Source organism: Fodinibius sp. (assembly GCF_034521915.1).
Taxonomy (GTDB): Bacteria; Bacteroidota; Rhodothermia; order Balneolales; family Balneolaceae; genus Fodinibius.
The window spans coordinates 85,123-109,223 of the sequence record NZ_JAXHLU010000019.1 but is presented as its reverse complement, the minus strand read 5'-3'; the positions used below and the strand labels follow the sequence as shown (position 1 = coordinate 109,223).

Genomic DNA, 24,101 nt, shown 5'->3' with positions numbered 1-24,101 from the left:
CCAGGGCTTTGGTATGACAGTGTCCGTGAAGCTGTACTTTTTTTCCTTTTCCAAGATCGACAGGGTTGGAAGCCACAAGTTCTGATACCAAAAACTCCTCCCAAAGAAAGCTGTTTTCCGCAATTTTTTCGGCTTTATCCAGGCTCACATCACTACAAAGATCGGTGTATTCATCGCGCAACGTCAGAATTTCACTTGGCTCAAGTCCCACAATTGGAATACCAAGCTCAGCAAATGGAAAAAATCTTCTGATATTCTCTTCGCAGATGTCAGCGGCCTCATCAAGCAGGCCCTTTGAAATCTGCGGGCGGCCTGTGGGCCAGATGCCGGGTACCATCACACTGTAACCTAACGATCTTAACACCTGGCAGGCAGCAATGGCAATGTTCAGGATCGTGATAGTTTGTGAACAGATCCACCATCAACACCACTTGCCGGGCGCCTTTCACGTTGAATTCCGTCTCATGTTTTTTGAACCACGATTTGAATGTCTGCGAGGCAAATTCCGGAAGGTCGCGACGCTCAGTCAATTCCAAAAATCTTTTCAAGTATAGCTTTTGTCGGGACTTGTTTATTGATGAAGTTTGTGATTGGGGCAAAAAGTGACGCCAGTGGATAAAGCTTTTCAGGCTGACCAAAAAACCGCTCGCCGGCAGTGGTTCCATTTTCTTTGTGATAACCGTTCATAAACTCGGCTTTCATCTTGGCCATATCCACGTTCGCGGGACACTCACTTTTACACGCTTTGCAGCTGAGGCAGAGATCCAGCGCTTCCTTCAGTTCTTCGGAACGAAACGCCTCCTTTTGTTTACCTGAAAAAAGCTGACGAAACAGGTTGGCGCGCCCGCGAGTATTGTCTTTCTCTTCGCGGGTGGCGTGATAGGAGGGGCACATGGTTCCGCCGCTTTCGGCCAGCTTTCGGCACACACCGGCGCCGTTGCACTGTTCGATAGCGTTGTCGAATCCTTCGGCTTTTCGCCAGTTAAACGCGGTTGGAACATCGGGCCGATTGTAATCCGGGCTGAATCGGAGGTCGCTGTCGATTGGTTTTGGATCCAGAATTTTGCCCGGATTAAACCGGTACTCCGGATCCCAAATCTCCTTGGTTTTCCGCAGCAAAGGCATCATCTTTTTGCCGAGCACGGTTTCAATATATGGTGCACGCGCCCGGCCATCACCATGTTCGCCGGAAAGCGATCCGCGATATTTTTTCACCAGTTCGGCAACTTCTCCGGCAATTTGTTTCATGGTTTCAATGCCTTCCGGTTTCATTGTGTCCACCACGGGGCGTAGGTGCAGCTCACCTACTGAGGCGTGGGCGTAAAACACACATGAAGTGTTATGGCTGTCTAGAATTTGCTGGAACTCAGCTACATAATCCGGAAGATCTTCTACCCGCACGGCTGTGTCTTCCACAAACGTGGGCGACGGGCTTTTCCGCCCCAGCCCCATCAGCAGGCCGAGCCCGGCTTTGCGTAGGTCCCACACGCGTTTCATTTTATCTGGCTCAGACAAAAACGGATGGGCATAGCCAAGCCCAAGCTTTTTTAATTTTGATGCGAGTCCTGCGGCATGTTTTTCAAGATCGTCGAGGTCATCGCCTTCAAACTGTATAATCAGAATACATTTGGGATCCCCATCAAGAAAAAACCGGTTTTTACTCTGCTCGATGTTGCCTTTGGTTGCACTCAGGATAATGTCATCCACCAGCTCAACGGCCGCCGGATTCCATTTTACAATCTCAACTGTGGCACGCATCGCCTCCCGGATGGAGGTGAATTGAGGTATTACCAGCGTTTTGGCTTTGGGCAGAGGCACCAGATTTACTTTTGCTGATGCAGTCATTGCCAGCGTACCTTCACTTCCGCACAGCAGTTCAGCCAGGTTAAACGGCCGTCCGCCCGGTGTGATGGGATCCATCTCGCACATACGGTCGAGGGCATAACCGGTATTTCTCCTGATAATATCGGGATGGGGATAGTGGTCGAAAATCTCGTCACGATGTTTTTTGAGCAAATCCATCATGCCGCGGTAAATGGATCCTTCAAGCGTATCAAGCCTTAGTTTCTCCTTGCAGTTCGGCGTCGCTCACATGGTTTAAACACCACACTGTGACCCATCACTTAAAATGGTGTCCACTTCCAGAATATGCTCCCGCGTGGTTTTATGCTTGATGGAGAACGAACCGCAGGAGTTGTTGCCTATCATTCCGCCAAGCATGCAGCGGTTTGTGGTGGCTGTATCGGGTCCGAACTGAAGGCCCGATTTGGCTGCCTCGCGATTCAATGTATCACGGATCACCCCGGGCTGAACCCGCGCGAATCGTCCCGCCGTATTTATTTCAATAATTGATGTCATATGGCGCGACACATCCATAATAACGCCATCACCAGTTGTTTGACCTGCAAGGCTGGTTCCTGCGCTGCGAGCTGTAATCGAGAAATTCTTTTCGGCCGATTGAGTTACAAGAGCGCGAATGTCATCTACCGTTTCAGGGAAAGCAACGCCGGAAGGGAATTCTTCATATAGGGATGCGTCTGTTGCGTAGAGCCGGCGGGTAAGCGAATCGGTTTTAATCATGCAATAAGGGTAATCATTCTAAGAGCGGTCGTAGAAACTCAAACAGAAAAATAACAATGAATATTCATAAAACTTACAAATAAATGATATTTATCCGATAAAGAGAGCGGTATCATAGCACAAAATTCGGTATCTACAGTACGGGTCCATCAGCCCGAAAAACTGAGAATAAGTGAATTGTAAAAAGTTAGGCTAATGAGAACGATCCAGAACAGTAGGGTTAAATTATATCGAATAGTAGCAATATTTGTGTTGCTTGGCCTTTCTTTGAGCGCCGTTTCATACTTTGGTAATAAGATTCAGTCGGGAAACAGGGCTTTATATAAGTGGAGAATCGGAGTGGTCTAAAGCTCAGAAAGAAGCCTCTATTAAATTTGTTGCAATATGTAAGAACCGAGGATGAGCGATATCATGAAAAATATATTCAATCACTTCAGGTAATTTTAGGTGACAGGATTAGCCGAGCAAGAACTATTCAAAAGCTACACCAGATATTGAATCGGGCCCGTCAGGGATTTATTCGAGGGTAATAATCATCCTGATAATGTGGATTCAATGATATGGCTGATACAGAATTTCAAGTTCTTTAACTCAAATTCAAAACGCTTTATTTATCTGGGAGGCGGCTGATAGAATTGTTGTAGATTCAATGGAGCTTGCCGAAGAGATACATCAGGAGATTCGCTACGGAGGGCTGGATGATGATGCCAAAGAAGCTTATACAAACAAGGTAATCGGTATTAATGAGACGACTGAGTGGTAGCCGGGACAGAATTTTTCAGAGGCAATGAGTTCAGCCGGGCGTCTTTTTGGAGGATATATTTTTTGGTTCAATGTATTTTTATCCACGACTTTCATCTTTTTTGCGGCATATTATTCCATTTCGTACATGCGCCATCTGACGAGGTGCAAACGCGAAGCTGTTCCGGTCGGAGTACAAATTTCGAAACGTGCTTGAATCACTCGCGCGATGTTATTTATCAGATTAATATCGGGTGCGGTATAAATACGACTATATGAGCAGCTCAGTGAAAGATATGCTTGGATTAAGTGCAAAAGAGGTGATGGAGGGAGGGCCGAATTTAATTTTAGAGAGAGTTCACCCTGATGATATCGATCGGATGAAAAAGCGCCAGGAGCAAAACCAGTCGGAGAATGTTGAAGAATCCATGGTTCAGGACAGTGAGTTCCGAGTGAAACGTGCTGATGGCACCTATATTTGGGTGAATAATAAGCGGGCGGTTGTTCACGACAGTGATGGGAAGCCGGTCGCTATCGTAGGAAATGTGCGCGACATATCTGTTCATAAACACCAGATGGAGAAACTGGATCAATCGCTGAGCGAAAAACAGACACTGCTTGCTGAGATCCATCACAGGGTAAAGAATAACCTTGCCATTGTGTCGAGCCTGATTGAACTTCAGAAAGATGAGGTAGACCCTGAGACTGAAACCGGCCTTCAGAAATGTGCAGTCGCGTATCAAATCGATTGCATTGATTCATGAAAAACTTTACGAAAATACCATATTCTCAGAAGTGGAGCTGGCCGATTATCTTCGGGAGCTTTCGGAGATGATTTCCAATACCTACTCATTCACATGAAAACCGTGATTTCTATCGAGCTGCAACCTTGACGACGTAAAAGTGGACATGACAACTGCAGTACCCGTTGGTCTGATCTGTAACGAGCTTGATTAATAACTGCTTTAAGCACGCATTTAAAGGTCATTGAATGAAGGCAGCTGTAACAATAGGCCTTAAAGATTTGGGAGGCTATGTGGAGGTGTCGGTTTCGGATAACGGCATAGGACTGCCGGAAGATTTCAGCCTGGATGACACACAAAGTCTGGGTGTTACATTGCTGCAGGTGCTTACCAAGCAGATTAATGGAGATCTAAAGGCGGCCTCCGGCGAAGGATCTAAGTTTACACTCACATTTCCGGTAGAACATGAGGCCAATAAAAAAGCGAAAAAGAAAACCGGCAGTTAGGCACCGTTTCCCTTTTCGCTTAATGTATTTGATTCAGAATGCTGCTTGCAACAATTATGCGGCAAGAACTTTTGAAACAGCCTCTGCAGCCTCTTTAAGAAGCACGGCTGAGATGACATTCAGGTCGCTGTTGTCGATGATCTCTTTTGCTTCAACAGCATTGGTTCCCTGCAGACGCACAATAATCGGCACGCCTTCAACTTTTTTGGCAATTTCGGGATCTTTGATCGCCTCAATCACCCCGTTGGCCACGCGGTCGCACCGCACAATTCCACCAAATATGTTGATGAGGATCGCTTTTACATTTTTGTCTTCCAGAATAATGCGAAATCCGTTTTTCACGGTATCTACGTTAGCACCACCGCCCACATCAAGGAAGTTAGCCGGATCGCCACCGGAAAGCTTAATGATGTCCATGGTTGCCATAGCAAGTCCGGCGCCGTTTACCATGCATCCTACATTGCCGTCGAGCTTGATGTAGTTCAGACCAAATTTTGACGCTTCCAGTTCAATAGGGTTTTCCTCTGATTCATCACGCAGTTCAGCATACTTTTTCTGACGGAACATGGCGTTGTCATCGAACGTGAATTTTGCATCAAGCGCCATCACATCGCCGGTGGGTGTTTTTACGAGCGGGTTGATCTCCACGAGGTTGGCATCGGTCTCTTCGTAGCATTTGTAGAGCGCCATGATAAACTTTACGGCTTTTTTAAACGCATCGCCTTCAAGACCGAGTGCAAATGCAAGGCGCCGTGCCTGGTTTGGCTGAATATCCATGCCCGGCTCTACCCACTCCTTAATAATTTTTTCCGGAGTCTCTTCCGCCACTTTTTCAATTTCCACACCGCCTTCGGTTAGACACCATGATCACATTTTTGCTATTGCCCCGATCAAGCAGAATACCGAGGTAATACTCCTGCTCGATGTCCACGCCGTCGGTCACATAAATTGTATTTACTTTCTGGCCTTCGTCACCGGTTTGAATGGTGACCAGCGTATCGCCCAGGAGATCAGTAGCAGCCTTCTTCACTTCGTCGATCGTTTTGCAAAGAATTACACCTTTGGCATTGCTGCTTTTCGTGCGCCCTTTCCCGCGGCCGCCGGCGTGAATCATCGCTTTCACGACAAACAGGGTTGATCCATTTTCTTTCATTTCTTTTGCTGCGTTTACAGCATCATCAACACTATCAGCGGCAACGCCACCGGGAACGGCAACGCCGTACTCTTTTAAAATCTCTTTGGCCTGATACTCATGAATTTTCATAAATAACCACGTTTTTCATCAAAAATTACGGTTTAACAATTTCGGTTTAATAATACCCAAACTGGCAGGTAAAAAAAAGTTGAGTTCTTGGATGAGAGATTCATGTAGAACAAGTGCTGTATTTAGGAAGAGATAGATTAAATTAATTTAGACATATTAATCTACATAGATGCTTAACCTGAATTATTCACAAAAAATAATTGATGGAGATTATCTGTATGTTATTTTTCAATTTACATCAAGAAAAACTAAATTTTTATTCAACGTTTTGACACACGCTTCGAAATTTACCCGTGGGCTGCGTTGTCTCAAAAATGGTTTACTCAACGTCCGTCAGCCGACGGACGTTTCCACCACCCATTTCCTATACGCCTTGCCCACGTCCAAATTTCTTGGTGAATAATGCAGGTTAAATAACTCTTTCGAAAAAAAGTGTAAGGAGTACGGCAAAGAGAGATCATACAATAAAAAGAGATGTTATGGCACGACGATATAGAAAAGAGAAAGAGCTGAGTTACGTATCCCTTCAAATAGTGGCGGGTGTTCCGCTGTTTACGGACGGGCGAATGCTTCGATAAAATTAGTAACGGCCTAAAATGGTGCTGCGATCGCAGGGGGCTACGGATTTACGACTATGTGATTTTGCCCGACAGAATTATGCTGATGGGAAACGCTGGCCTGATGGAACGTTTGATGACATCATTGAGCGGATTTCGGATCTGTTCAGCTCAAAAGCGGTAATGCTGGTTTTGAGAGAAGGAATGGCCGGTTTGCAAGAGCATCATGGATGATCCCGGTCACTGAACAAAGTATGGATCAACCGATGGCCCAAACGGCCCAATGATTTGGAGGGAAGATCAAACAAACGTGTTCTGTATCAAACACATGATATTGATGCGACTGCCCTTGCTATTCGGCGGGCACCCTGTAAACCGTGGCATTGTCGAGAAAGAAGAGCATTACGTGCACAGCAGCGCTAATCCACGAAATCCGCTTGAAGGGTGGCAGGTAGCCGTAACCGACAGGGGATTTGAAAGCATTCGTTTTTTTGATTGTCGACACCAATGTCCACACGTATGGCAACATTTATAACAAAATTATGTCTCAGGTAATTTAAAGAATCAATGCCTCGTCTGAGGCCACGTTCAGAGAAATCGCCAGTCGGGAATGGATCACATTGGTTTCGCGGTTACTCCATGTAATTTCTGTGTTGCGATCATCTCTGAGATCGTACATCGTCATTGTTGAAGGCGACCAAAGTTCGTCAGTTATCTGCTCAAACTCTTCTGCTTCCAGGCGCTTGATCATCTCATCATTACTGTTAAAATAGTGTATTTCATTTAGCGTATAGCGCTCGCGGTCAATGAAGAATTCTACATAGTCATACTGATCAGATTCAGGTTTATTTGCTCGCACGCGATAAACAGAATCTTGCTCTTCAAGCCACATAAATTCATAGTCTTCCGCCTGCTGATCGCCCAGATCCTCAAATGTGAAGTCACTTCCCATAAATCGATCGCCTCGTTCGCCGGATGAGATTGTCTGAACTCGACCTACAGATGGTAAATATAGCTTTTGTGAACTATTTCCGTTTTCACGGATTGTCAGAAAAGCCGTACCACTCACATTGCCCGGATCTGAGAATACGATCAGGCTGCTTGAATTATCGCCGTTAGTGCTGCTCCACATGTTCATCGTACGGTTTCTCGTCCGCCCGCCTGAATCGGTAATTGTCATATCCATGATAGCAGTTTCAGTCGAAATGGAATTTCGCCGGTCTTCCACCTGCTCAAAAATAGCCCGTGCTTCGTCTTCATCGGTAATACGCTCCTGGGCAATGGATTGAATATTTAAAATTAGAGTCAGAATAAGGACGAAGAAAAGGCCGGATTTCACAGTATTGGATATTTGATTAAATATTAGTTTCGAAACCAGATAAACGGCATTAAATGGTTGTTCGTTCGAAAGGAGAGTTGCGAATAGTGAGGGGCAAGACGATGTGGAATGTGTTCAGAAATAAAAATTGCCACGCCCGTTAAGGCGTGGCAAATGTCAGGATCACTGAATAAGCTATAAAACTCAATCAGAATCCTTAACCCCAATTAAATATACGAGAAATTATGAGTCGAATAAAGTTATTTATTATTTAATAAAAACAATTATTTCGGTGTAAAGTATTGGCCAACAAATGCTAAGGAGATGATATATAGTATTATATACTTAGCTGAGAAGTAATTATAATTCAGTTTAAAAAGTGGTATAAAAGGTTCTTAGGGATCGAACGAGCGTTTGCAAACACAATTCTATCGGTTCAATTATTTGAGTTATTGTATCTGACATAGAAAGCCCTTAATTTTAGGGCTGTTTCAAAAAAGGGCCCGTAGCTCAGTTGGTCAGAGCAGTCGACTCATAATCGATTGGTCGCAGGTTCAAGTCCTGCCGGGCCCACATTTAAAAAAAACGAATGAGAGGGTGTAAAAACCCTCTCATTTACCCCTCCAGTTAAAAAAAAGCCTTATTTCTTACAATTTGTAAGCGAACCCAAGGGAACAAAAGTGTACACTTTGCTTCCCTTCTTTTCCCAACTACTATGTACACTACTATGTACAGTTTTGGAAGCTGGGAAAAATGATAAGGCTTCAAATTTGATGTTCGCACATCTAACATCAAATTTAGTGGAGAATACTTATGGCTTTTCTTATCAAACGTGGTAAGGTTTATTATGTGAATTTTTACTCTGAGGAATTGGGTAAAAAAAATGTTCGGAAATCTTTGGGCACTCGTCATAAAGATATCGCTCAAAAAATGGTAACCGAACTTGAGAAACTTGAATCCTTGGGTAAAATCAATCCCTTTTCAAAAGGATTCAATCCCAAAAAAGTACTGCAACAAAATACTCGCAAAGAAACGGTACACTGCGATACGGTTAGTGAGTCCATTGAGCTATTCTATAAATCTAAATCCCATCTTTCTCCGGCTACCATTGGTGCCTATCAAAGAGCTTTAGATCATTTTGTGGAATTAAATGAGTTAGAAGATGAACATCCGACCAATGTTTTGGCTTACCATTTTGAAAATGTAATTTTCAAAAAAGGCATTACCTCTGCCACACGGCACTACTATTTCCGACACTTTCGGTCTTGGTGGAAGTTCCTTTTGAAAAAAAAGATCGTTGAGAAGGACTACTTCCCTATGCTGAAAGAAGATTTACCAAGAATTAGAGAAAATACCCGGCCTAAAATGATTTCTGAGGAAGAATTTGGAATTCTTTTTAAGAAATTCGATGAAGAATTGGAGCGCAAGAAAGAATTACCTGAATTTGATCCTGATTTGGTTCAATACTGGTTTAAGCCCATTGTTGCTTTGTATTTTTATGGTGGACTCCGAAAACATGAAGCAGCTTACGATCCAGAGCTTTCCTATTCCGGCCTGCAAGGTGAAAACCTGATCTATGAAGATGGTAAGCTAAGCTACATTTCATTACCTCCAACCAAAGGCCGAAAAGAACGTCTAATTCCGATCATTAATGAATTAAAAGAGGAATTAGATGTCTATTTAAAAATTCGTGGGAAAATAAGCCCAGGTGATTACGTGTTCATTTATACGGGTGGTAATACAAAAGGTCAACCTGTTCGTGGAATACGTGTGTACAGAGAATTCAAGCGCTATTGTAAAGAAGCTGGTATTCCTACTACTCGAACGCTACACGGAATGAGACACCAAGCAGTTACTACGTGGATTGAAAAAGGATTTCATACAGCTGAAGCAAGCTATATGGCTGGACACTCAAGCCAGAAAGTGACGGAAAAATACACGCACTTGACATCGAGAAAGCTAAAGGAGAAAATGGACACGCTTATCAATTTAAAATGAGTGTTTCTGAACAGATGGGCATGGATTATCCCCATAAGAGCAAAACACACAACAGTCTTCCTTTTTGGGTTTTATAATCTTACTGCAATTAGGACACGCCCAAAAATACTGGCAGGAGTCGGTCAGCATTCTCTCTTTAGACTCGTATCCACATTCGGGACAAATTATGGTTGACTGGAGTTCTATCTGCTGATCCCGTTTATTCATTTTCTTAGTTGTTTTCCGGTTTCACTTTCACCTTTAAGAGTTTTCAAAATCGGGCAGTCTCCTTTCGGGCCATCACCGACACAGGAATCGATCAACTCCAGTAGCGTATTTTTAATCCGCTGCAGATCATGGATTTTTTTGGTAACATCCCGGAATTTTTCCTGGGCTTCACTTTTAATTTCCGAGCAGGTAGTGTCTTCATTTATACGAAGTTCCAATAGTTCCTGAATTTCACTGAGCGTAAAACCCAGCTCCTGGGCACGTTTGATAAATCGGATTTGATCAATATGTCGCTTGGTGAAAATACGATAGCCGGACTGCCGGCGGTCAGGTTTAGGGATAAGCTCCCGTTTTTCATAATAACGAACCGTTTCTTTGTTGACATCAGCTCGTTTGGCCACTTCCCCGATTTTATAGGTGACTTGGCCCTGGTATTTTTCTTCCATATCCTCAATCATAGGCAACCAATTTTTTTAAACCATCCGGGGAACGATGCCCCGAATGTTCTTATCTTAATTTTTCTTGACCATAGTTTTACCACAGCAACATGTTGGGTTTTGAGTACCCGAACAGTCGCTGGGTGCTCCCTTGGTTACAGTCACTTCGCAGCCGCAACTATTATCGGGACATTGGTAAACTTCTCCTTTTTGTAATGGCATAATAAAGCCTCCTTATTTATTACAGAATATTACTAATCTGTAATATAAGCCCTGTACCATGGTCGAGAGTCAAATTTTAAAGGAATATTAATATTCCATTTCTTATCTAATCTGAATAGATCACATTCCTTATCTGATATTTTACACATTAACCCAATGTAAGTACAAATCACGGAGGTTTTGAGTAAACAAAAATCAGATTAAGTTTGTCTGAGATGAATTAATAATCTGCATTCATCTTTACCCAGCGATTATAGGTTTGTTCATCCCAGTAGCTTTGGAAGTAGGCAATTACTGCGATTACCTCTTCATCACTAAGGGTATCTCCAAAAGCTGGCATAGTGCCGCCAAGTTTCATCCCTCCCTCGTTGACTTGCTGAACCAATACTTCCAGAGGGTGATGCCAAGCATGAGCTGAACCGTCGAGTGGTGGTGGAGGAAATGATCCATCTGGATTCCGCTGTTTCCAATCTTGAACAATTCCTTGGGCTTTTTCACCATGGCAACTTGCACATTGTGATATAAACACTTGTTTACCTAACCGAAATTGCTTTTCCGTAAACCAACGGCCTTCTGTTACAGGATCTGAATGTTTTTCAGACTTTTCTGAACAACTCAACAAAAAAGAACTGATAATAAATATTATTACGTAGAGTTTTTTCAAGATCTAAAATATATTCCATTAATGAGTTGCAAATAATGAGGAATTACCTTCTTTGTCAAAAAGCCTGACTTCGTAGGTATCATCGGTATCAATATCCATACCCGGTGAAGCTGCAGGCATACCAGGTGCGGCAATACCTACCGCTTCCGGTCTGTCCTTAAGCATTTTATTGATATCTTCTGCCGGCACATGGCCTTCAACAATATAATCATCTATAAATGCAGTATGGCATGATGCAAGATTTAAAGGCACGTTATTGGTTTCTTTAATTGAGATCATTTCATCCGAAATATTTACGGAAACTGGGAAACCCTGTTTCCTCAGGTAATTGGCCCATCTGTCACAGCATGTACATTGAGGGTTTTTATACATAACTACTTCAGGGAGATCTTTGTTAGCTGCTTCATTTATTTGATTTGACCTTTTAGCAAAAGCCCATACAGCTAAACTGGATAATAGAATTATACTTAGATAAATAATTGTTTTTTTCATCAGTTTGTGGGTTATAGATTTTTGAAATTAATTCTTTAAAGTGTTTTATCTCGGCGCTCATGTTGTAAAAAGCCACTACCGGAATCTCCCGATCGTATATGGATAGAGTTAGTGACTGGCGTTACATAAATAATCCCATCACCTGGCTGACCACTTCGCGCCTTTTTACGAATAATCTCGATTACCTGGTCGGTATCTTTTTCACTGCATACAACAACAAGCTTAACAATATGGGTAAATCGTTCAGCTATGCTTATTGACAATTGTGATTTCTCAGGATCAGACATGCGGCCGAGCCCCATAACATCGATAAGGGTCATGCAACAGAAGCCTTGCGCTTCTAGCCCGTCAATAACCTCTTCTGCTTTTCGTTTGCGAATAAATGCTTTGATTTCATTCATAATAGTCACCTTTTTTTAGACCTGTCAAGTATTCATAACCTGACAGATCTGGTTTATTGTTTTTTAATTGTTTACTTGTTGGTCTTCACTGGCTGTTTTTGGCAAGCGCTTTATTTCTCTGCTTTTCCAGAGATAATAGATAACAGGAAGTACAACAAGGCTAAGTATCGTTGCTGAAACCATACCGCCAACCATTGGCGCAGCAATCCTTTTCATAACAGTAGCGCCAGTTCCCACACCCCACATAATAGGGAGTAGGCCAGCGATGGTGGCAAAAACCGTCATGAATATCGGACGGATGCGCTGAGCCGAGCCTTCAATAATAGCCTGTTTCAGGTCGTCCAGACTATTCATCTTGTCGCTATATTTCCTGTTGTTGTATGCATTGTCAAGATAAGTAAGCATAATCACGCCAATCTCAGCGGCCACCCCGGCCAGGGCAATTGCACCGACACCCACAGCTACACTAAGATTGTAATCTAACAAATAGAGTAACCAGAAAGACCCTACCAGAGAAAAGGGCAACGTGAGTAATACAATCATACTTTCTTGCAGGTTTTTGAAGTTAAAATAAAGCAACAGGAAGATAATCAGCAGCGTAATCGGCACTACGATTTGCAGACGCTTTTTGGCCCGTTCCATATACTCATACTGGCCACTCCAGGCGAGGCTATAGCCGGAAGGTAAATCCAGGCTTTTGTCCACTGCCTGACGGGCCTCGTTTACATAGTTTCCAATATCGGAAGTGGTAAGATCTACATAGATCCAGCTTGAGTATCGGGCGTTCTCTGTTTTTATTACAGGTGCATCTTTTCGGATCTGAAGGTCAGCAACGTAGTTAATAGGTATTTGTGCTCCGGAGGGAGTGGGGATTAGTACTCGTCCCAGGTCGGTGAGGTTTTCCCGGACTTCCCGAGCGTATCGCACGTTAACCGGGTAGCGCTCGCGACCTTCCACCGTTTCCGTAACATTCATGCCACCAATAGCTGACTGGATTACATCCTGAACATCTCCGGTTGTCAGTCCATATCGTGCCGCTTCCTTTCGGTCAATGTTAAAATCAAGGTAATTGCCACCTGTCGTCTTATCTGCGAATACGCTTAGGGTACCAGGTACATCTCGCACCACTGAGGCGATATCCTGGCTGAGTTCGGAAAGTACCTGAAGATCCGGCCCCGTTACTTTAATACCTATCGGGGTTTTAATACCGGTAGAAAGCATATCGATCCGGGTTTTTATGGGCATGGTCCAGGCATTTGTGAGGCCTGGTATTTTAATGGCGGCATCCATCTCCTGTTTCAGTTTATCTATGGTCATCCCTTCACGCCACTCATCTTCGGGTTTCAACTGGATGATGGTTTCAAACATCGACAGTGGAGCCGGATCTGTAGAAGTTTGGGCCCGTCCTGATTTACCAAACACTGATACCACTTCAGGGAAACTGGCAATAATTTTGTCGGTTTGTTGCAGCAGCTCCTTAGCCTTAGTGATACTGATACCCGGATCGGTGGTTGGCATATAAAGTAGGTCACCCTCTTCAATGGGAGGCATGAATTCGGACCCCAGTCGCTGCAGAGGTACTATAGTAATAGCAAGTATTGCAACAGAGGCAATGACGGTAGTCCATTTAAATCGTAGTGCCAAATTAATCACCGGTCGATATATCCAAATGAGAAAACGGTTGACCGGGTTCTTATGCTCTGGCTGGATTTTCCCGCGGACAAGGTAACCCATTAATACAGGAACCAGTGTTACGGAAAGCAAAGCCGCTGCGGCCATGGCATAGGTTTTTGTATATGCCAAAGGCTTAAACAGGCGTCCTTCCTGACCCTGCAAGGCGAAGATTGGGAAAAACGAAACCGTAATGATTAAGAGGGAGAAAAACAGTGCTGGCCCCACCTCTTTGGAGGCATCTACAATAATGCGCCAATGATCTTTTTTACCGCGATCCTGTTCCAGGTGTTTATGAGCATTTTCCACCATAACAATGGCACCATCCACCATAGCTCCTATAGCAATAGCAATACCACTGAGCGACATGATATTGGCGTTAATGCCCTGAAAATACATAACGATAAATGCGATTAAAATTGCGATAGGCAAACTTATGATTACTACCAGAGAGCTTCTGAAATGCAATAGGAAGATGATTACGATAATTGCAACAACAATACTTTCCTCCAAAAGCTTATCCTCTAAAAATGAAATCGCCCGATTAATCAGGCTTGATCGGTCATAAGCTGTTTTTATAGTAACGCCTTCGGGCAGACCTTCTTTAAGTTCTTCGAGTTTGATTTTTACATTTTCGATGGTCTGAAGGGCATTTTCACCAAAACGCATAATCACCACTCCGCCTACGGTTTCACCTTCCCCATTCCAGTCGGCTACACCGCGGCGCAAGTCGGGCCCAAGGTGTACATTGGCAATATTTTTAATAGTTATGGAGGTGCCGTTTTCATCTACCCCAACAGGCACATTTTCAACATCTGAAACCGACTGTAAATATCCCTTGCCGCGCACCATAAATTCGGTTTCACTCATCTCCACAAGGCGTCCGCCTACATCGTTATTGCTTCGCTTGATCGCCATTTTAACTTTGGAAAGCGGGATATTGTAGGCCAGCAGCTTGTCTGGGTCCACCTCTACCTGGTATTGTTTGACGTGGCCACCAATACTGGCAACTTCAGCTACTCCGTCCACACTCAGTAGTTCGTATTTCAGGAACCAATCCTGGATGGAGCGTAATTCCTGGAGGTCGTATTGATCTCCTCCGTCTAACACGTATTCGTATACCCAGCCCACACCTGTGGCATCAGGACCGAGCGTGGGCGTGACCCCTTGGGGCAAGTTGTCAGTTGCGGTATTTAGATATTCCAACACCCGGCTGCGGGCCCAATACATATCGGTATCATCCTCAAAAATGATATAAATAAAGGAGAGCCCAAAGAAAGAGTAGCCACGCACCACTTTTGACTTGGGCACGGACATCATGGTGGTGGTCAAAGGATAGGTTACCTGGTCTTCCACTACCTGTGGGGCTTGGCCCGGATATTCTGTGAATACAATGACCTGCACGTCACTAAGATCGGGAATGGCATCCACCGGGGTATTATACATCACATACGTACCGCCTGCCAGCACTAGAATACTGGCAATGATCACCATAAAGCGGTTGTTGACGGATAGTTCGATTATTTTCTGTAGCATTTCTTAAATCTCCGAAATCGTTTAAAAGGGTTTCTTACTGAATAGGTTTTCAGGTGTTTGTTACATGTCCATTTCTGAATGATCGACGGTATCAGCGGTGCTGTCGGTGCCAGAATTATGGTTTATTTCCGTTTCCGGGGTTTCCATATCCATTTCCTCATCGGGAGCATCTTTTTGTTGCAGCATTTTCTGGATGGCTTCTTGTAGGCGGCTTTCACTGTCGAACAGAAACTGTGCAGAGGTGACAATCTGTTCCCCCGCTTTTACCCTTTCCAGCACTTCAATTTCATTATTGCGCTGGCCGCCTTCCATACCCAAGGTTACTTCACGCGGTTCAAAGGCACCTTCGCCCTTGGCCACAAAAACGATATTACGTTCCCCGGTTCTGATGATAGCCTCATTTGGGATAACTGTTACATTACTCTTAGGACGTGTTTGAATACGTACATTGGCAAACATCCCTGGCTTTAATTCAAGATTAGGGTTAGAAAATTCCAGCCGTACCTGAACAGTTCGCGTCTTTTGGTCTAAGGTCGGATACACGTAGGCCACGGTGCCGTGATATGTTTTTCCTGGCTGGTAGGAAAGTTCCATCTGGGCTTGTTGTCCTACTTCAATCCATGGAACTTCATAATCATAAACACTGGTTTGCACCCACACGGTTGAAAGATCTGCGATTTTATAAGCAGAAGTTCCGGCTTTAATAAATTCGCCTTCCACAGCATTCTTGTGCAATACCATACCAGTTGCGGGCGATGTGAGTGTGACCGCTTTTTTTATATCACCGGTTTTCTCCAGTTGATCAATCTCGGATGAGGGAATATCCCAATATTCCAAGCGTTTTTTGGTAGCCTCAAGCAAACTGTTTCCCCCTGCACGAATGGCTTCAAAACTACTGGCTTCCACTTTATCTCTTGTTTTCAGTGCAAGAAGATATTCTCTCTGTGTAGTAACCAACTCGGGGGAATAGATACTGAACAGAGGTTGTCCTTGTTGTACCATTTTCCCTGTGTAATCCACATAGAGTTGTTCTACCCACCCGGAAATTTTGGGGTTAACATTGAAAAGTTTCTGCTCGTCGAATTCCACTTTTCCAACGGCACTCACCACTGTAGAGAGATCTTTCTGTTGTACTGTTGCCGTACGTACATTCATGTTTTGAACCACTACGGGATTTATCTTGACCATGCCCTCTGAACTGGTGGCTTCATCGGCATAGACAGGTACCAGATCCATACCCATTCTGGACTTGCCGGGTTTATCATAGATTTCGCTGGGGTTCATTGGTGCCTGCCAGTACAAAATTTCACGATCTTTTTGGTTTTTGGTATCAGACTGTGCATCACTCTGCATGTCCTGATTCTGCATTTCCGAAGTTGTTTCAGTGGATGATATTGAACTAACTGTAGTTTGAGTGCCTAACCAATACCCACCAAAAGTAAAAGCGGCAATTAGGCTAAGGATGAGAAGTAAATATCTGGTTTTCATTTTGTATGTCCTCAATTCTGTTTTATTAAAAAAATGGTTTAAAACTCAGTGCCGGTAAGGGCTTCAATTTCTGAGATAGTTTTATGGTAGTCGGTTACAAACCGGTGGTAATCCAATTGAAATTGAAAAAGGGTCAATTCACTGTCGAGCAGTGATAGAAAGTCTACTTTATCATTCTGATAACCGGCCATTGAGGATTCTAATGACTCTTCTGCCTGAGGTATGATACCCGTTTGATAGAGGTCAATGAGCCGTAGATTTTTTTCAAGATTTGTAAGTGCTTGCTGAAGGTTTTGTTCAATAGCGTTTTCAACATTTTGGTAGCGATACTCTATTGAAGACTTCTTAATTTTTGTTTCCTGTATCTTTTTATCCTGCTTTTTATTGTAGAAAAGCGGGATTTTTACGTTAAACATGGCAGAAACAAAATCATACCCTGGCATACCGTTCTGCAATTCATTCCGCTGGGTATAGGCAACGCCAACAGAGAAATCAGGGTAGCGGTCTTTCAAGGCTAAATCTACCTGTTGGTTACTTTGCACAATAGCTGTCTTCCATGCGGCTAACATTGGGCTGGTACTATCGGCTTGTTGTATTAGCGTATTGAGCTCGTGTTTCGAGGATACCGGTTTAGCAGCTACCGGATTTCCAAGTGGGGTATCGGCAGGTTCATTTATTAGAGCATTTATTTGCGCTTGAATATCTTCACGTCGCTGACGAAGCTTTAATTCGCGATTAATCATTTTGGATTGTGCTACTTGGGCACGAAGTACATCCTGCTGGATTCCCTTACCCACGCTGTAGCGAGTTTCGGCTATTTCTACAAATTCCCTGAGCAATTCCTGATTTTTGGCAATGGTAGCAAGAGCTTGATCTATATAATAAAGCTCGAAATAGGACTGTTTTGTTTTTTTTATGAGTTGATTTTTGAGCTCCTCATACTGAAATAAGGTGATTTCTGATGCGCTTGTGGCGATGTCTCCTTTCAATCCTAACTTTCCGGGGAAAGGAAATGGTTGCATCAGTGAGATCTGTTTTCCGGTCATCGGTTCTTGATCTAATGCAAAACTGTTGACCGGAAGATTCATAAAGTTTAGGCCCAGCGTTGGGTCGGGTAATGCCTCTTGTTGGGAGATTCGGGTTTTACTGGCCTCCCAATCCTCAAAGGATGAATTAAGCTCAGGATTATGAGCCAATACTTTTTGAATGAGCTCATCCAGAACAAGTGATGAGTTTGTAGGCTGGGCGTTTCCTGCTCTGGTAATTACAAGACTCACTAAAAGTATAATGGTTATTAGATATGCATTGTATTTCATGGGATGTTTTTTATATAGTTCTATCGGGAATTAGATGTAAAGGTAGTTTAAATACTATGTTTGAGGTTCTTAATTATAAACTGTGCGTGTTACTGAGGGGTTAAGCACCGATAGTCATTGAACACAGTAGCCTTTATAGACTATTTGAAAGAACCTTTAAGAAAAGTGAGGTGGGCTAAATCAGGAACGTACTATTTAACAAGTATATCTCTTGGGTATTTAGGTTGTCCAAGAGTGATTTTTCAGGGAATAATTTATCTGCAATTTTTAAGGTAGGACTAAAAATTGAACCGGTTAATGGTATTCCAGGAATCTGAATATCCTGATGTTGGATGACCGGAGTTTCATTAAGTTCAAAATTTATTGCTTGTTCACAAACCTGATTCAGTAAACAATGATTTGTAAGATGCTTTTTTTCTTTGGTATCAGCTCCCATGTTCATCCAGCAAGAGAGGGATGTCTTATTCTCCGTTACAACATGTGTCTGAGCTGAATCCTTCTCGCAAAACAGTTGTGCTGCTTTCATTCCTGCTGGATAAACAAGATTTATGAGTACAGCAGCAAGTAGCCAAAAAGTCAGAAGTCGATATGTATTTGTATTTTTATTCAACGATTAATACAGTCTTATTAAAACTTGATGGAATTAATTTCTTAATTCTTTAAAAACAGTTAAACATCTCATTTCTGATAAAACTACAACCTGATTCCTTAAATGAACCTTAAATTGTTCAGGAAATTTTTATAGCCTAAAAAAATGCAATATTCCGAAAAATGTATAGGTTTTATTTTTAATTCAATCCGGCAGAGGACCAGTGTAACGCCGTTATTTTCCAACTACCATTTTTTCTTTCCAAAACAGCTAATTCAAGGCTGCTAAGGTTTAACTCCCGCTCATTGTAGGTGCCCCGGACATGTGTCCTGGTGGAAACCCAAGCCACGGTGCCCTCAATAGAAACGTTTTGGGACTCTATATCTCGTTTCATGGAACTTAGAAATTTTCCATCAGAATGAAAGTGGTGCGAGAGGTATTCCTCCTTAGTTTCAATATTGCCGCCTTCCAAAATTCTGACCGAATCGGATAACAACTGCCGCGCCTTGTCGGAGTCATTATCGACGATAGCCTGTTTGAAGTTGTCGAGCGTTTCAAGCACCGATTCTTTTTCGGTTTGCTGGCCATGGGCAACACCGAAGGTGATTAATACGACAAAAAGGGTTGTATATACGTTTTTCATAAATCTCGGGTATGGGGTTGAAATTAGAACTTCATATTAAAGGCTTGTTTTCAGAATAATAAAAATTGGTTGACTTTTATATGTATTTGTTTGTTACAACCGCAGGAATTACTGTGGCCTACGGTTGGTAGCCCATATAAACTGGGCATCAACAGGCCGGTTTTACTGTATAGCCCGCGATGACCCGTGGTTTTGAATAATTTTCCAATTGTCATTGATTTTCTTAAGTACGGAAGTGGCCACACCCTGTCGTTCGATGGTACGGGACTCTTCCCCAGCCGTTACGATCTTATAATTATACGTCTCGTAGGCTACGGCTATATCACCTTCCATGCGAATAGTGACGTTGTAGTCGCTAAAGGTAAATTCTTTAAAATGGCCGAGTTCAGGCCCTATATGATGATCGAGATAATCCTGGTAGGTACCTTCGTATTTGCCGTTTTCAAAGATGGCGGCATTTTCTGCAAAAAGCTTTTGAGTACCGCTGACATCCAGGCTTTCGAGTGCATTCTTGTAGCTTTTCAATACTTCTTTTACGGCTTCTGTATCCGGCGATCCGGACATGTTTTCGTGATTTTTATGATTGCTGTGCTGTCCGAAGACCAAGCCAGTTGTTAAGATTAGGATGAGGCTTAATATTGCTATTTTCATTGCTTTTTTTGTTGTCTTTGTAGGTTAGTTGTTGAGTTGAGTAAGTTTGATTTCCTTTATCTGGATGGTACCACTACCTTCCAACTTGAGCCCTATACTTCCAGCTTCCGGAGCATCTCCGTGCCCGTGTACGGCCATCTCTTTGTTGATATAGGCTCGGAAGTGAGTGTCGTTCACCACGGTGCGAATAAAAAGCATTCCAGAAGCTGAGTAAGATTCTTTTCCAAACACTTCCTGGTTCCCATTACTAACACGCCCTTGGGATATAGTGCCATCGGAAGACAGGGTTACAAAATCGTAGTTCCGGGCATCCTGTGCATGGTTTACCAGCGAAACCTGCCCTTCAAAACCAGATAGGTCCATATAATAATCGACCTGCACGTTTTGATAACTGTCGTGCGTCACAAAAAAATTGTTCAGGGCATTGCCGGACAGCTGCAGCAGATGAGTATCCCCGCTTTTGACCGAAGCGGGCTGCAAATCCTGAACCGATCCCTCCACCCAATGAAACCGCTCCAAATGGGTACTTACCGCATTCGGTCCTATATCCCAAGCCCAGTCGCCGTTTTCTTTCACGATAAAGGTAGATTGGGCCTCCGAGATCAAGCTGTCGGTTGAAGCCGGTGTCGCCTCCTCTTCCGGTTGTAGCAGGTTACCGGTACCGGCACCATATCCAAACACCAACTGCGCCCCGTGATCACCGGTTTGATAGAGTAAAAATACCCCGGGCAACGCAATCACAAACAGTCCGATTTTCATTGCCTTTCGATCTATTAATTGATACCAGTGCATCGCAATTCTTAATGCTGCATAAATTCCGAAAAACCATACCGTCCATAGCGCCCAGTCGGCATGATTATTTAGGACTGATTGCGCTTCGGATGGAAGGAAAACGCTATCAGCCGCCCAAGTTCCTGTGTAATAGGCGGCAATAGCAGCAATGGCACCAATTCCATAAAGCATGGTTGTTTTTAAGTCATCCCACCACTTGTCGGGTAGAAATAGGTTTAGAAAATCCATTAAAACCGCCAACAAAATAATGGCGATGGGAAAGTGGATAATTAAGGGGTGTATATTGGGAGCCCAATCGGGTACTAATAATGATTCCATTTTTTTTATGATTAATTTATTATTTGAAAGTTCGCCATCATTCCGGCGTCCTCATGCTCCAGGTTATGGCAGTGAAATACATACATGCCTAATGGGGCATCAAACTTCATGATAACTTTCACACGCTCACCCGGCATCACCAGTACGGTATCTTTCCACCCGGTTTCAGTTGGTAATAATCCACGATTGCCATTTCTCTCCAATACCTTGAAGTGAACGGCGTGGACGTGCATGGGATGGGGGAAATTGGTGTTATTGATGAATTCCCAAATTTCAGTATCTCCCTGATTCACTCGTTCATCCACCCGTTCCATTTCAAACTGACGGCCGTTGATGGTGTGACCTTGCATCATTTGCATATCAAGCTGAATCTGGCGAGTGGTTGTAGCATCACCTTCACTTGGAAAATCAACCGCTGAAAGCTGTTCGGGCAGTTCAAATGAGGTGTTGGCGTCGGATTTGGTGATGCGAAATTCCATGATTGAGAAACCTGTTCCCTGTTCAAAGCCCCTTCCCATCATATTTTGCATTCCCATCATCCCGCCGGATGGAATATCGAATGATTTGCTGATCAGCTGCACTTTTTCTTCATTAAACCCGTTTGAAAAATCCACAAGGATGTCGGCACGTTCTCCGGGTGCAAGAAGCAGTTCGTTGGTTTCTATGGGCTTGGGAAGAAGTCCACTATCTGTGCCAATGACCGTGAATGAAGCATCATTTTCAAAAGCGAGATTGTAGATCCGTGCGTTGGAGCCGTTAAGAATTCGCAGGCGATAGTAACCCGGGCCAACCTCATGAAAAGGAGTGGGTACTCCATTCACCAGGATCAAATCCCCTAAAAACCCGCTCATCATTCGATCCGGCATGGAGGGGTTATAAACGATCTCGCTGCCGTTAACTCTTCGGTCCTGTATTACCAAAGGAATTTCATAGTCGCCGGAAGGTAAGTTCAGGGCTTGTTCTTCCTCATCTTCAACAAGATAAAATCCTGCCAGGCCCTTGTACACCTGCGGACCGGTAATCCGATGCGGATGCGGGTGATACCAATAGGTGCCCGCTCGCTGATTGATAGTATATTCGTAGTCATAACTGCCTTCAGTAAAAGCATCTTTTGGATGCCCGTCCATATCGGGCGGGACAATCAACCCGTGCCAATGGATGATGCTTTCCTGGCCGATATTGTTTTCGAAGCGAATACGTACTGTATCTCCGCGCTTTTTTCGAATGGTTGGACTGGGTACGCTATTGTTAAACTGAAAAGCGGATAGCGAGTATGAATCTCCAATTTGAATATTGGAAGGAGATGCATTCAGGGTACTATTGGTTCCTGGTAACTCAGAAGGCAGGGCCAGCGGAAGTTGAAAGTCTCCATTCTGCACTGAGTTTACATCAAGGCAAGATACCAGAAGAGGAGAAAAAGTTACTGCACCTGCACTGAATCCGATTTGTTTAATAAATTCTTTTCGTTTCATATTCTGTCACTCATTTTTTCCATTTTATCTCAAACCTATCAGCCAAATAAATACTGGCTGCAGGAAGTAATGTAATTTGCACTATCGGGGAAAGTCCAACCTCATAGCCGAATACCGTTACTGCCGGCATTGCATCGGAATATTCCCACAGATCGAGCGCAATTGCTATCCATTCCAGTAAAATACTTACTGCAAAACTGATGAGGATCAAAATAAAATAACTTTTCCGATCCGGGTTGTAGTAGTTTATGAAAGGCACGACTACTGAAGTAATTTTCCAAAGTGCCAATACAATGAGGATATCCCCAAAAATAGCACCCCACATCCAAATGGTTGCTTCCCAAAATGGCCAATCCCACATATCGTATAGAAACAGGCATTGCCCAAATTCCCACCCGGTATGCAGGATAAAAGCCCAAAGAATGATTTGTTTGGTTAGATTACTCACGTACTACATCCATTTAATTTAGACTGACAAAGTGTGTTATATCCCTGGAATATTCACTCCTTTACGAAATCAGATCTTTCTTCCGCTTTTCAAACTCCTCTTTGTCAATTTCACCGTTGGCATATCGCCGCTTGAGAATATCCATAGGAGTTTCCGCAGGCGTGTTGGCGTTTTGTTTAGTTGAACCCATCAGTGCGCGAACGACGATTACAATAAGCGCGATAATCAAGAACCACCAGAAAATCATCATCCAGCCACCTCCAAAAAAATTAAAATCATGCATAAAGTAATATTGAAATTTTTAGTTTATTTGGTAACAAATGTTAAGCATTAAAACCACATGCGAATGCCACCTACCAGGCCGAGCGTTCCAACTTCTCCTCCTTCGAGGCGCGTAAAATCGGCCGTTTCTCCCAACTTTCGGTTCCAGGAAATGCCCACATAGGGTGCAAACTCCCGCTTTATTTCGTACCGTAACCGAAAACCGAGTTGTACGTTGTTAAATCCGGAACCCACGCTCCACTGCTCAACTTCCTGAAAAGCAAATGCGGTTTCGATTCTGGGTTGACCGATCAGCCGCTGGGTGAACAACAGGTCGTATTCCGCTTCAAAATTGGCTGATATATCGCCGTCTTCACTGACAAACAATGCGCCATCGACTTCAAAGAAATAGGGCGCCAGTCCCTGGAGTCCGATAACTCCAAATGCTCTTGACTGATTGAAATTCCTGCTATAAGCAAGATCATACCTGATACCTGCCTGCAGATCAAAATACGGGTCGATAGCCCGACTATAAAGCCCTTGAAACTCCATTTCGGCCTCTTTTCCAACAGTCAATGCTTCACCTTCGGCCTTAAACCATACCTTGTTGAAGTCCTTGCCGATATAGCCCTGAGCGTCCCATACCAACGGGTTGGGTCCACTGATAAAGCTGTACTCTAAGCGATCGGCTATAAAAAAGGTGTAGGTTTCATTATCCATCATTAGGTCATTGCTAAATTCAGGCGCCTTTTCTTGTGCAAAGGCTTGGCTGCCAGTCGCCAAAAT

The 24,101-nt window shown here is 43.5% G+C and carries 25 protein-coding genes, 1 tRNA gene and 2 pseudogenes; 7 read left to right on the top strand and 21 right to left on the bottom strand.

Annotation, left to right across the window (positions count from 1 at the left end; genetic code table 11):
* The 3 genes and pseudogenes from U5J89_RS14865 to U5J89_RS14855 all read right to left on the bottom strand — a co-directional run.
* Positions 1-364: pseudogene (locus U5J89_RS14865) on the bottom strand ((Fe-S)-binding protein); the annotation flags it as partial.
* A 158-nt stretch (positions 365-522) separates the two neighbouring features.
* Complete coding sequence (locus U5J89_RS14860; protein WP_322576433.1) at positions 523-2,025, bottom strand: FAD-binding and (Fe-S)-binding domain-containing protein; 1,503 nt, start codon at positions 2,023-2,025, stop codon at positions 523-525.
* A gap of 72 nt (positions 2,026-2,097) precedes the next feature.
* A complete protein-coding gene (locus tag U5J89_RS14855) occupies positions 2,098-2,580 on the bottom strand; it encodes an FAD-binding oxidoreductase (protein WP_322576432.1) in 483 nt (160 codons plus the stop codon).
* A gap of 1,016 nt (positions 2,581-3,596) precedes the next feature.
* Here U5J89_RS14855 and U5J89_RS14850 point away from each other — a divergent pair.
* The 3 genes from U5J89_RS14850 (at position 3,597) to U5J89_RS14845 (ending at position 4,570) form a co-directional block, all read left to right on the top strand.
* A complete protein-coding gene (locus tag U5J89_RS14850) occupies positions 3,597-4,085 on the top strand; it encodes a PAS domain-containing protein (RefSeq protein ID WP_322576431.1) in 489 nt (162 codons plus the stop codon).
* A complete protein-coding gene (locus U5J89_RS16125) occupies positions 4,048-4,182 on the top strand; it encodes a histidine kinase dimerization/phosphoacceptor domain -containing protein (protein WP_416208545.1) in 135 nt (44 codons plus the stop codon). The genes U5J89_RS14850 and U5J89_RS16125 overlap by 38 nt, the downstream gene beginning before the upstream one ends.
* 130 nt (positions 4,183-4,312) lie before the next feature.
* Positions 4,313-4,570 (top strand): ATP-binding protein, encoded by a 258-nt coding sequence (locus U5J89_RS14845; RefSeq protein WP_322576430.1) that lies wholly within the window; start codon positions 4,313-4,315, stop codon positions 4,568-4,570.
* A gap of 54 nt (positions 4,571-4,624) precedes the next feature.
* On the opposite strand, the pseudogene sucC reads toward U5J89_RS14845, so the two are convergent.
* Positions 4,625-5,834: pseudogene (sucC, locus tag U5J89_RS14840) on the bottom strand (ADP-forming succinate--CoA ligase subunit beta).
* A 596-nt stretch (positions 5,835-6,430) separates the two neighbouring features.
* On the opposite strand from sucC, the gene U5J89_RS14830 reads away from it, so the two are divergent.
* Together U5J89_RS14830 and U5J89_RS14825 are read left to right on the top strand one after the other, a co-directional pair.
* The gene (locus U5J89_RS14830; protein ID WP_322576427.1) at positions 6,431-6,625 is read left to right on the top strand and encodes a hypothetical protein; all 195 of its coding nucleotides are present in this window, start codon (positions 6,431-6,433) and stop codon (positions 6,623-6,625) included.
* A 100-nt stretch (positions 6,626-6,725) separates the two neighbouring features.
* On the top strand, positions 6,726-6,926 hold the full coding sequence (locus U5J89_RS14825; RefSeq protein ID WP_322576426.1) for a hypothetical protein: 201 nt from the start codon (positions 6,726-6,728) through the stop codon (positions 6,924-6,926).
* 21 nt (positions 6,927-6,947) lie between these two features.
* Here the strand turns inward: U5J89_RS14825 and U5J89_RS14820 are convergent, their stop codons facing one another.
* Entirely contained in the window at positions 6,948-7,730 is a 783-nt protein-coding gene (locus U5J89_RS14820) for an outer membrane lipoprotein-sorting protein (protein WP_322576425.1), read from the bottom strand.
* A gap of 478 nt (positions 7,731-8,208) precedes the next feature.
* On the opposite strand from U5J89_RS14820, the gene U5J89_RS14815 reads away from it, so the two are divergent.
* Together U5J89_RS14815 and U5J89_RS14810 are read left to right on the top strand one after the other, a co-directional pair.
* Positions 8,209-8,282: transfer RNA gene (locus tag U5J89_RS14815), tRNA-Ile, on the top strand.
* Between the two features lie 240 nt (positions 8,283-8,522).
* Entirely contained in the window at positions 8,523-9,707 is a 1,185-nt protein-coding gene (locus U5J89_RS14810) for a tyrosine-type recombinase/integrase (RefSeq protein ID WP_322576424.1), read from the top strand.
* Here the strand turns inward: U5J89_RS14810 and U5J89_RS16120 are convergent.
* The 16 genes from U5J89_RS16120 to U5J89_RS14735 form a co-directional block, all read right to left on the bottom strand.
* A complete protein-coding gene (locus U5J89_RS16120; RefSeq protein WP_416208544.1) occupies positions 9,699-9,914 on the bottom strand; it encodes a GDCCVxC domain-containing (seleno)protein in 216 nt (71 codons plus the stop codon). The genes U5J89_RS14810 and U5J89_RS16120 overlap by 9 nt on opposite strands.
* Entirely contained in the window at positions 9,911-10,372 is a 462-nt protein-coding gene (locus U5J89_RS14805; protein WP_322576423.1) for a heavy metal-responsive transcriptional regulator, read from the bottom strand. The genes U5J89_RS16120 and U5J89_RS14805 overlap by 4 nt, the downstream gene beginning before the upstream one ends.
* 421 nt (positions 10,373-10,793) lie before the next feature.
* Positions 10,794-11,192: a cytochrome c gene (locus U5J89_RS14800; RefSeq protein WP_322576422.1), complete on the bottom strand. Its 399-nt coding sequence runs from the start codon at positions 11,190-11,192 to the stop codon at positions 10,794-10,796.
* A 63-nt stretch (positions 11,193-11,255) separates the two neighbouring features.
* Entirely contained in the window at positions 11,256-11,729 is a 474-nt protein-coding gene (locus tag U5J89_RS14795) for a DUF411 domain-containing protein (RefSeq protein WP_322576421.1), read from the bottom strand.
* Between the two features lie 35 nt (positions 11,730-11,764).
* Complete coding sequence (locus U5J89_RS14790; RefSeq protein ID WP_322576420.1) at positions 11,765-12,130, bottom strand: P-II family nitrogen regulator; 366 nt, start codon at positions 12,128-12,130, stop codon at positions 11,765-11,767.
* Positions 12,131-12,193: 63 nt separating this feature from the next.
* Positions 12,194-15,337 carry a CusA/CzcA family heavy metal efflux RND transporter gene (locus U5J89_RS14785; protein WP_322576419.1) on the bottom strand — a complete coding sequence of 1,048 codons (3,144 nt, stop codon included), beginning with the start codon at positions 15,335-15,337 and terminating at the stop codon, positions 12,194-12,196.
* Between the two features lie 60 nt (positions 15,338-15,397).
* Positions 15,398-16,825, bottom strand: coding sequence for an efflux RND transporter periplasmic adaptor subunit (locus tag U5J89_RS14780; RefSeq protein WP_322576418.1), 1,428 nt, complete (start codon positions 16,823-16,825; stop codon positions 15,398-15,400).
* A 38-nt stretch (positions 16,826-16,863) separates the two neighbouring features.
* The gene (locus tag U5J89_RS14775) at positions 16,864-18,141 is read right to left on the bottom strand and encodes a TolC family protein (protein ID WP_322576417.1); all 1,278 of its coding nucleotides are present in this window, start codon (positions 18,139-18,141) and stop codon (positions 16,864-16,866) included.
* A 175-nt stretch (positions 18,142-18,316) separates the two neighbouring features.
* Positions 18,317-18,751 carry a hypothetical protein gene (locus U5J89_RS14770; protein WP_322576416.1) on the bottom strand — a complete coding sequence of 145 codons (435 nt, stop codon included), beginning with the start codon at positions 18,749-18,751 and terminating at the stop codon, positions 18,317-18,319.
* 178 nt (positions 18,752-18,929) lie between these two features.
* Complete coding sequence (locus U5J89_RS14765; protein ID WP_322576415.1) at positions 18,930-19,373, bottom strand: nuclear transport factor 2 family protein; 444 nt, start codon at positions 19,371-19,373, stop codon at positions 18,930-18,932.
* Positions 19,374-19,535: 162 nt separating this feature from the next.
* Positions 19,536-20,024 (bottom strand): YybH family protein, encoded by a 489-nt coding sequence (locus U5J89_RS14760; protein WP_322576414.1) that lies wholly within the window; start codon positions 20,022-20,024, stop codon positions 19,536-19,538.
* A 24-nt stretch (positions 20,025-20,048) separates the two neighbouring features.
* The gene (locus tag U5J89_RS14755; protein ID WP_322576413.1) at positions 20,049-21,134 is read right to left on the bottom strand and encodes a DUF2231 domain-containing protein; all 1,086 of its coding nucleotides are present in this window, start codon (positions 21,132-21,134) and stop codon (positions 20,049-20,051) included.
* 11 nt (positions 21,135-21,145) lie between these two features.
* Positions 21,146-22,606: a multicopper oxidase family protein gene (locus tag U5J89_RS14750; protein WP_322576412.1), complete on the bottom strand. Its 1,461-nt coding sequence runs from the start codon at positions 22,604-22,606 to the stop codon at positions 21,146-21,148.
* A gap of 10 nt (positions 22,607-22,616) precedes the next feature.
* A complete protein-coding gene (locus tag U5J89_RS14745) occupies positions 22,617-23,054 on the bottom strand; it encodes a hypothetical protein (protein WP_322576411.1) in 438 nt (145 codons plus the stop codon).
* A 61-nt stretch (positions 23,055-23,115) separates the two neighbouring features.
* Positions 23,116-23,337 (bottom strand): SHOCT domain-containing protein, encoded by a 222-nt coding sequence (locus U5J89_RS14740; protein ID WP_322576410.1) that lies wholly within the window; start codon positions 23,335-23,337, stop codon positions 23,116-23,118.
* A gap of 47 nt (positions 23,338-23,384) precedes the next feature.
* On the bottom strand, positions 23,385-24,098 hold the full coding sequence (locus U5J89_RS14735) for a copper resistance protein B (RefSeq protein ID WP_322576409.1): 714 nt from the start codon (positions 24,096-24,098) through the stop codon (positions 23,385-23,387).
* Between the last annotated feature and the right edge of the window lie 3 nt (positions 24,099-24,101).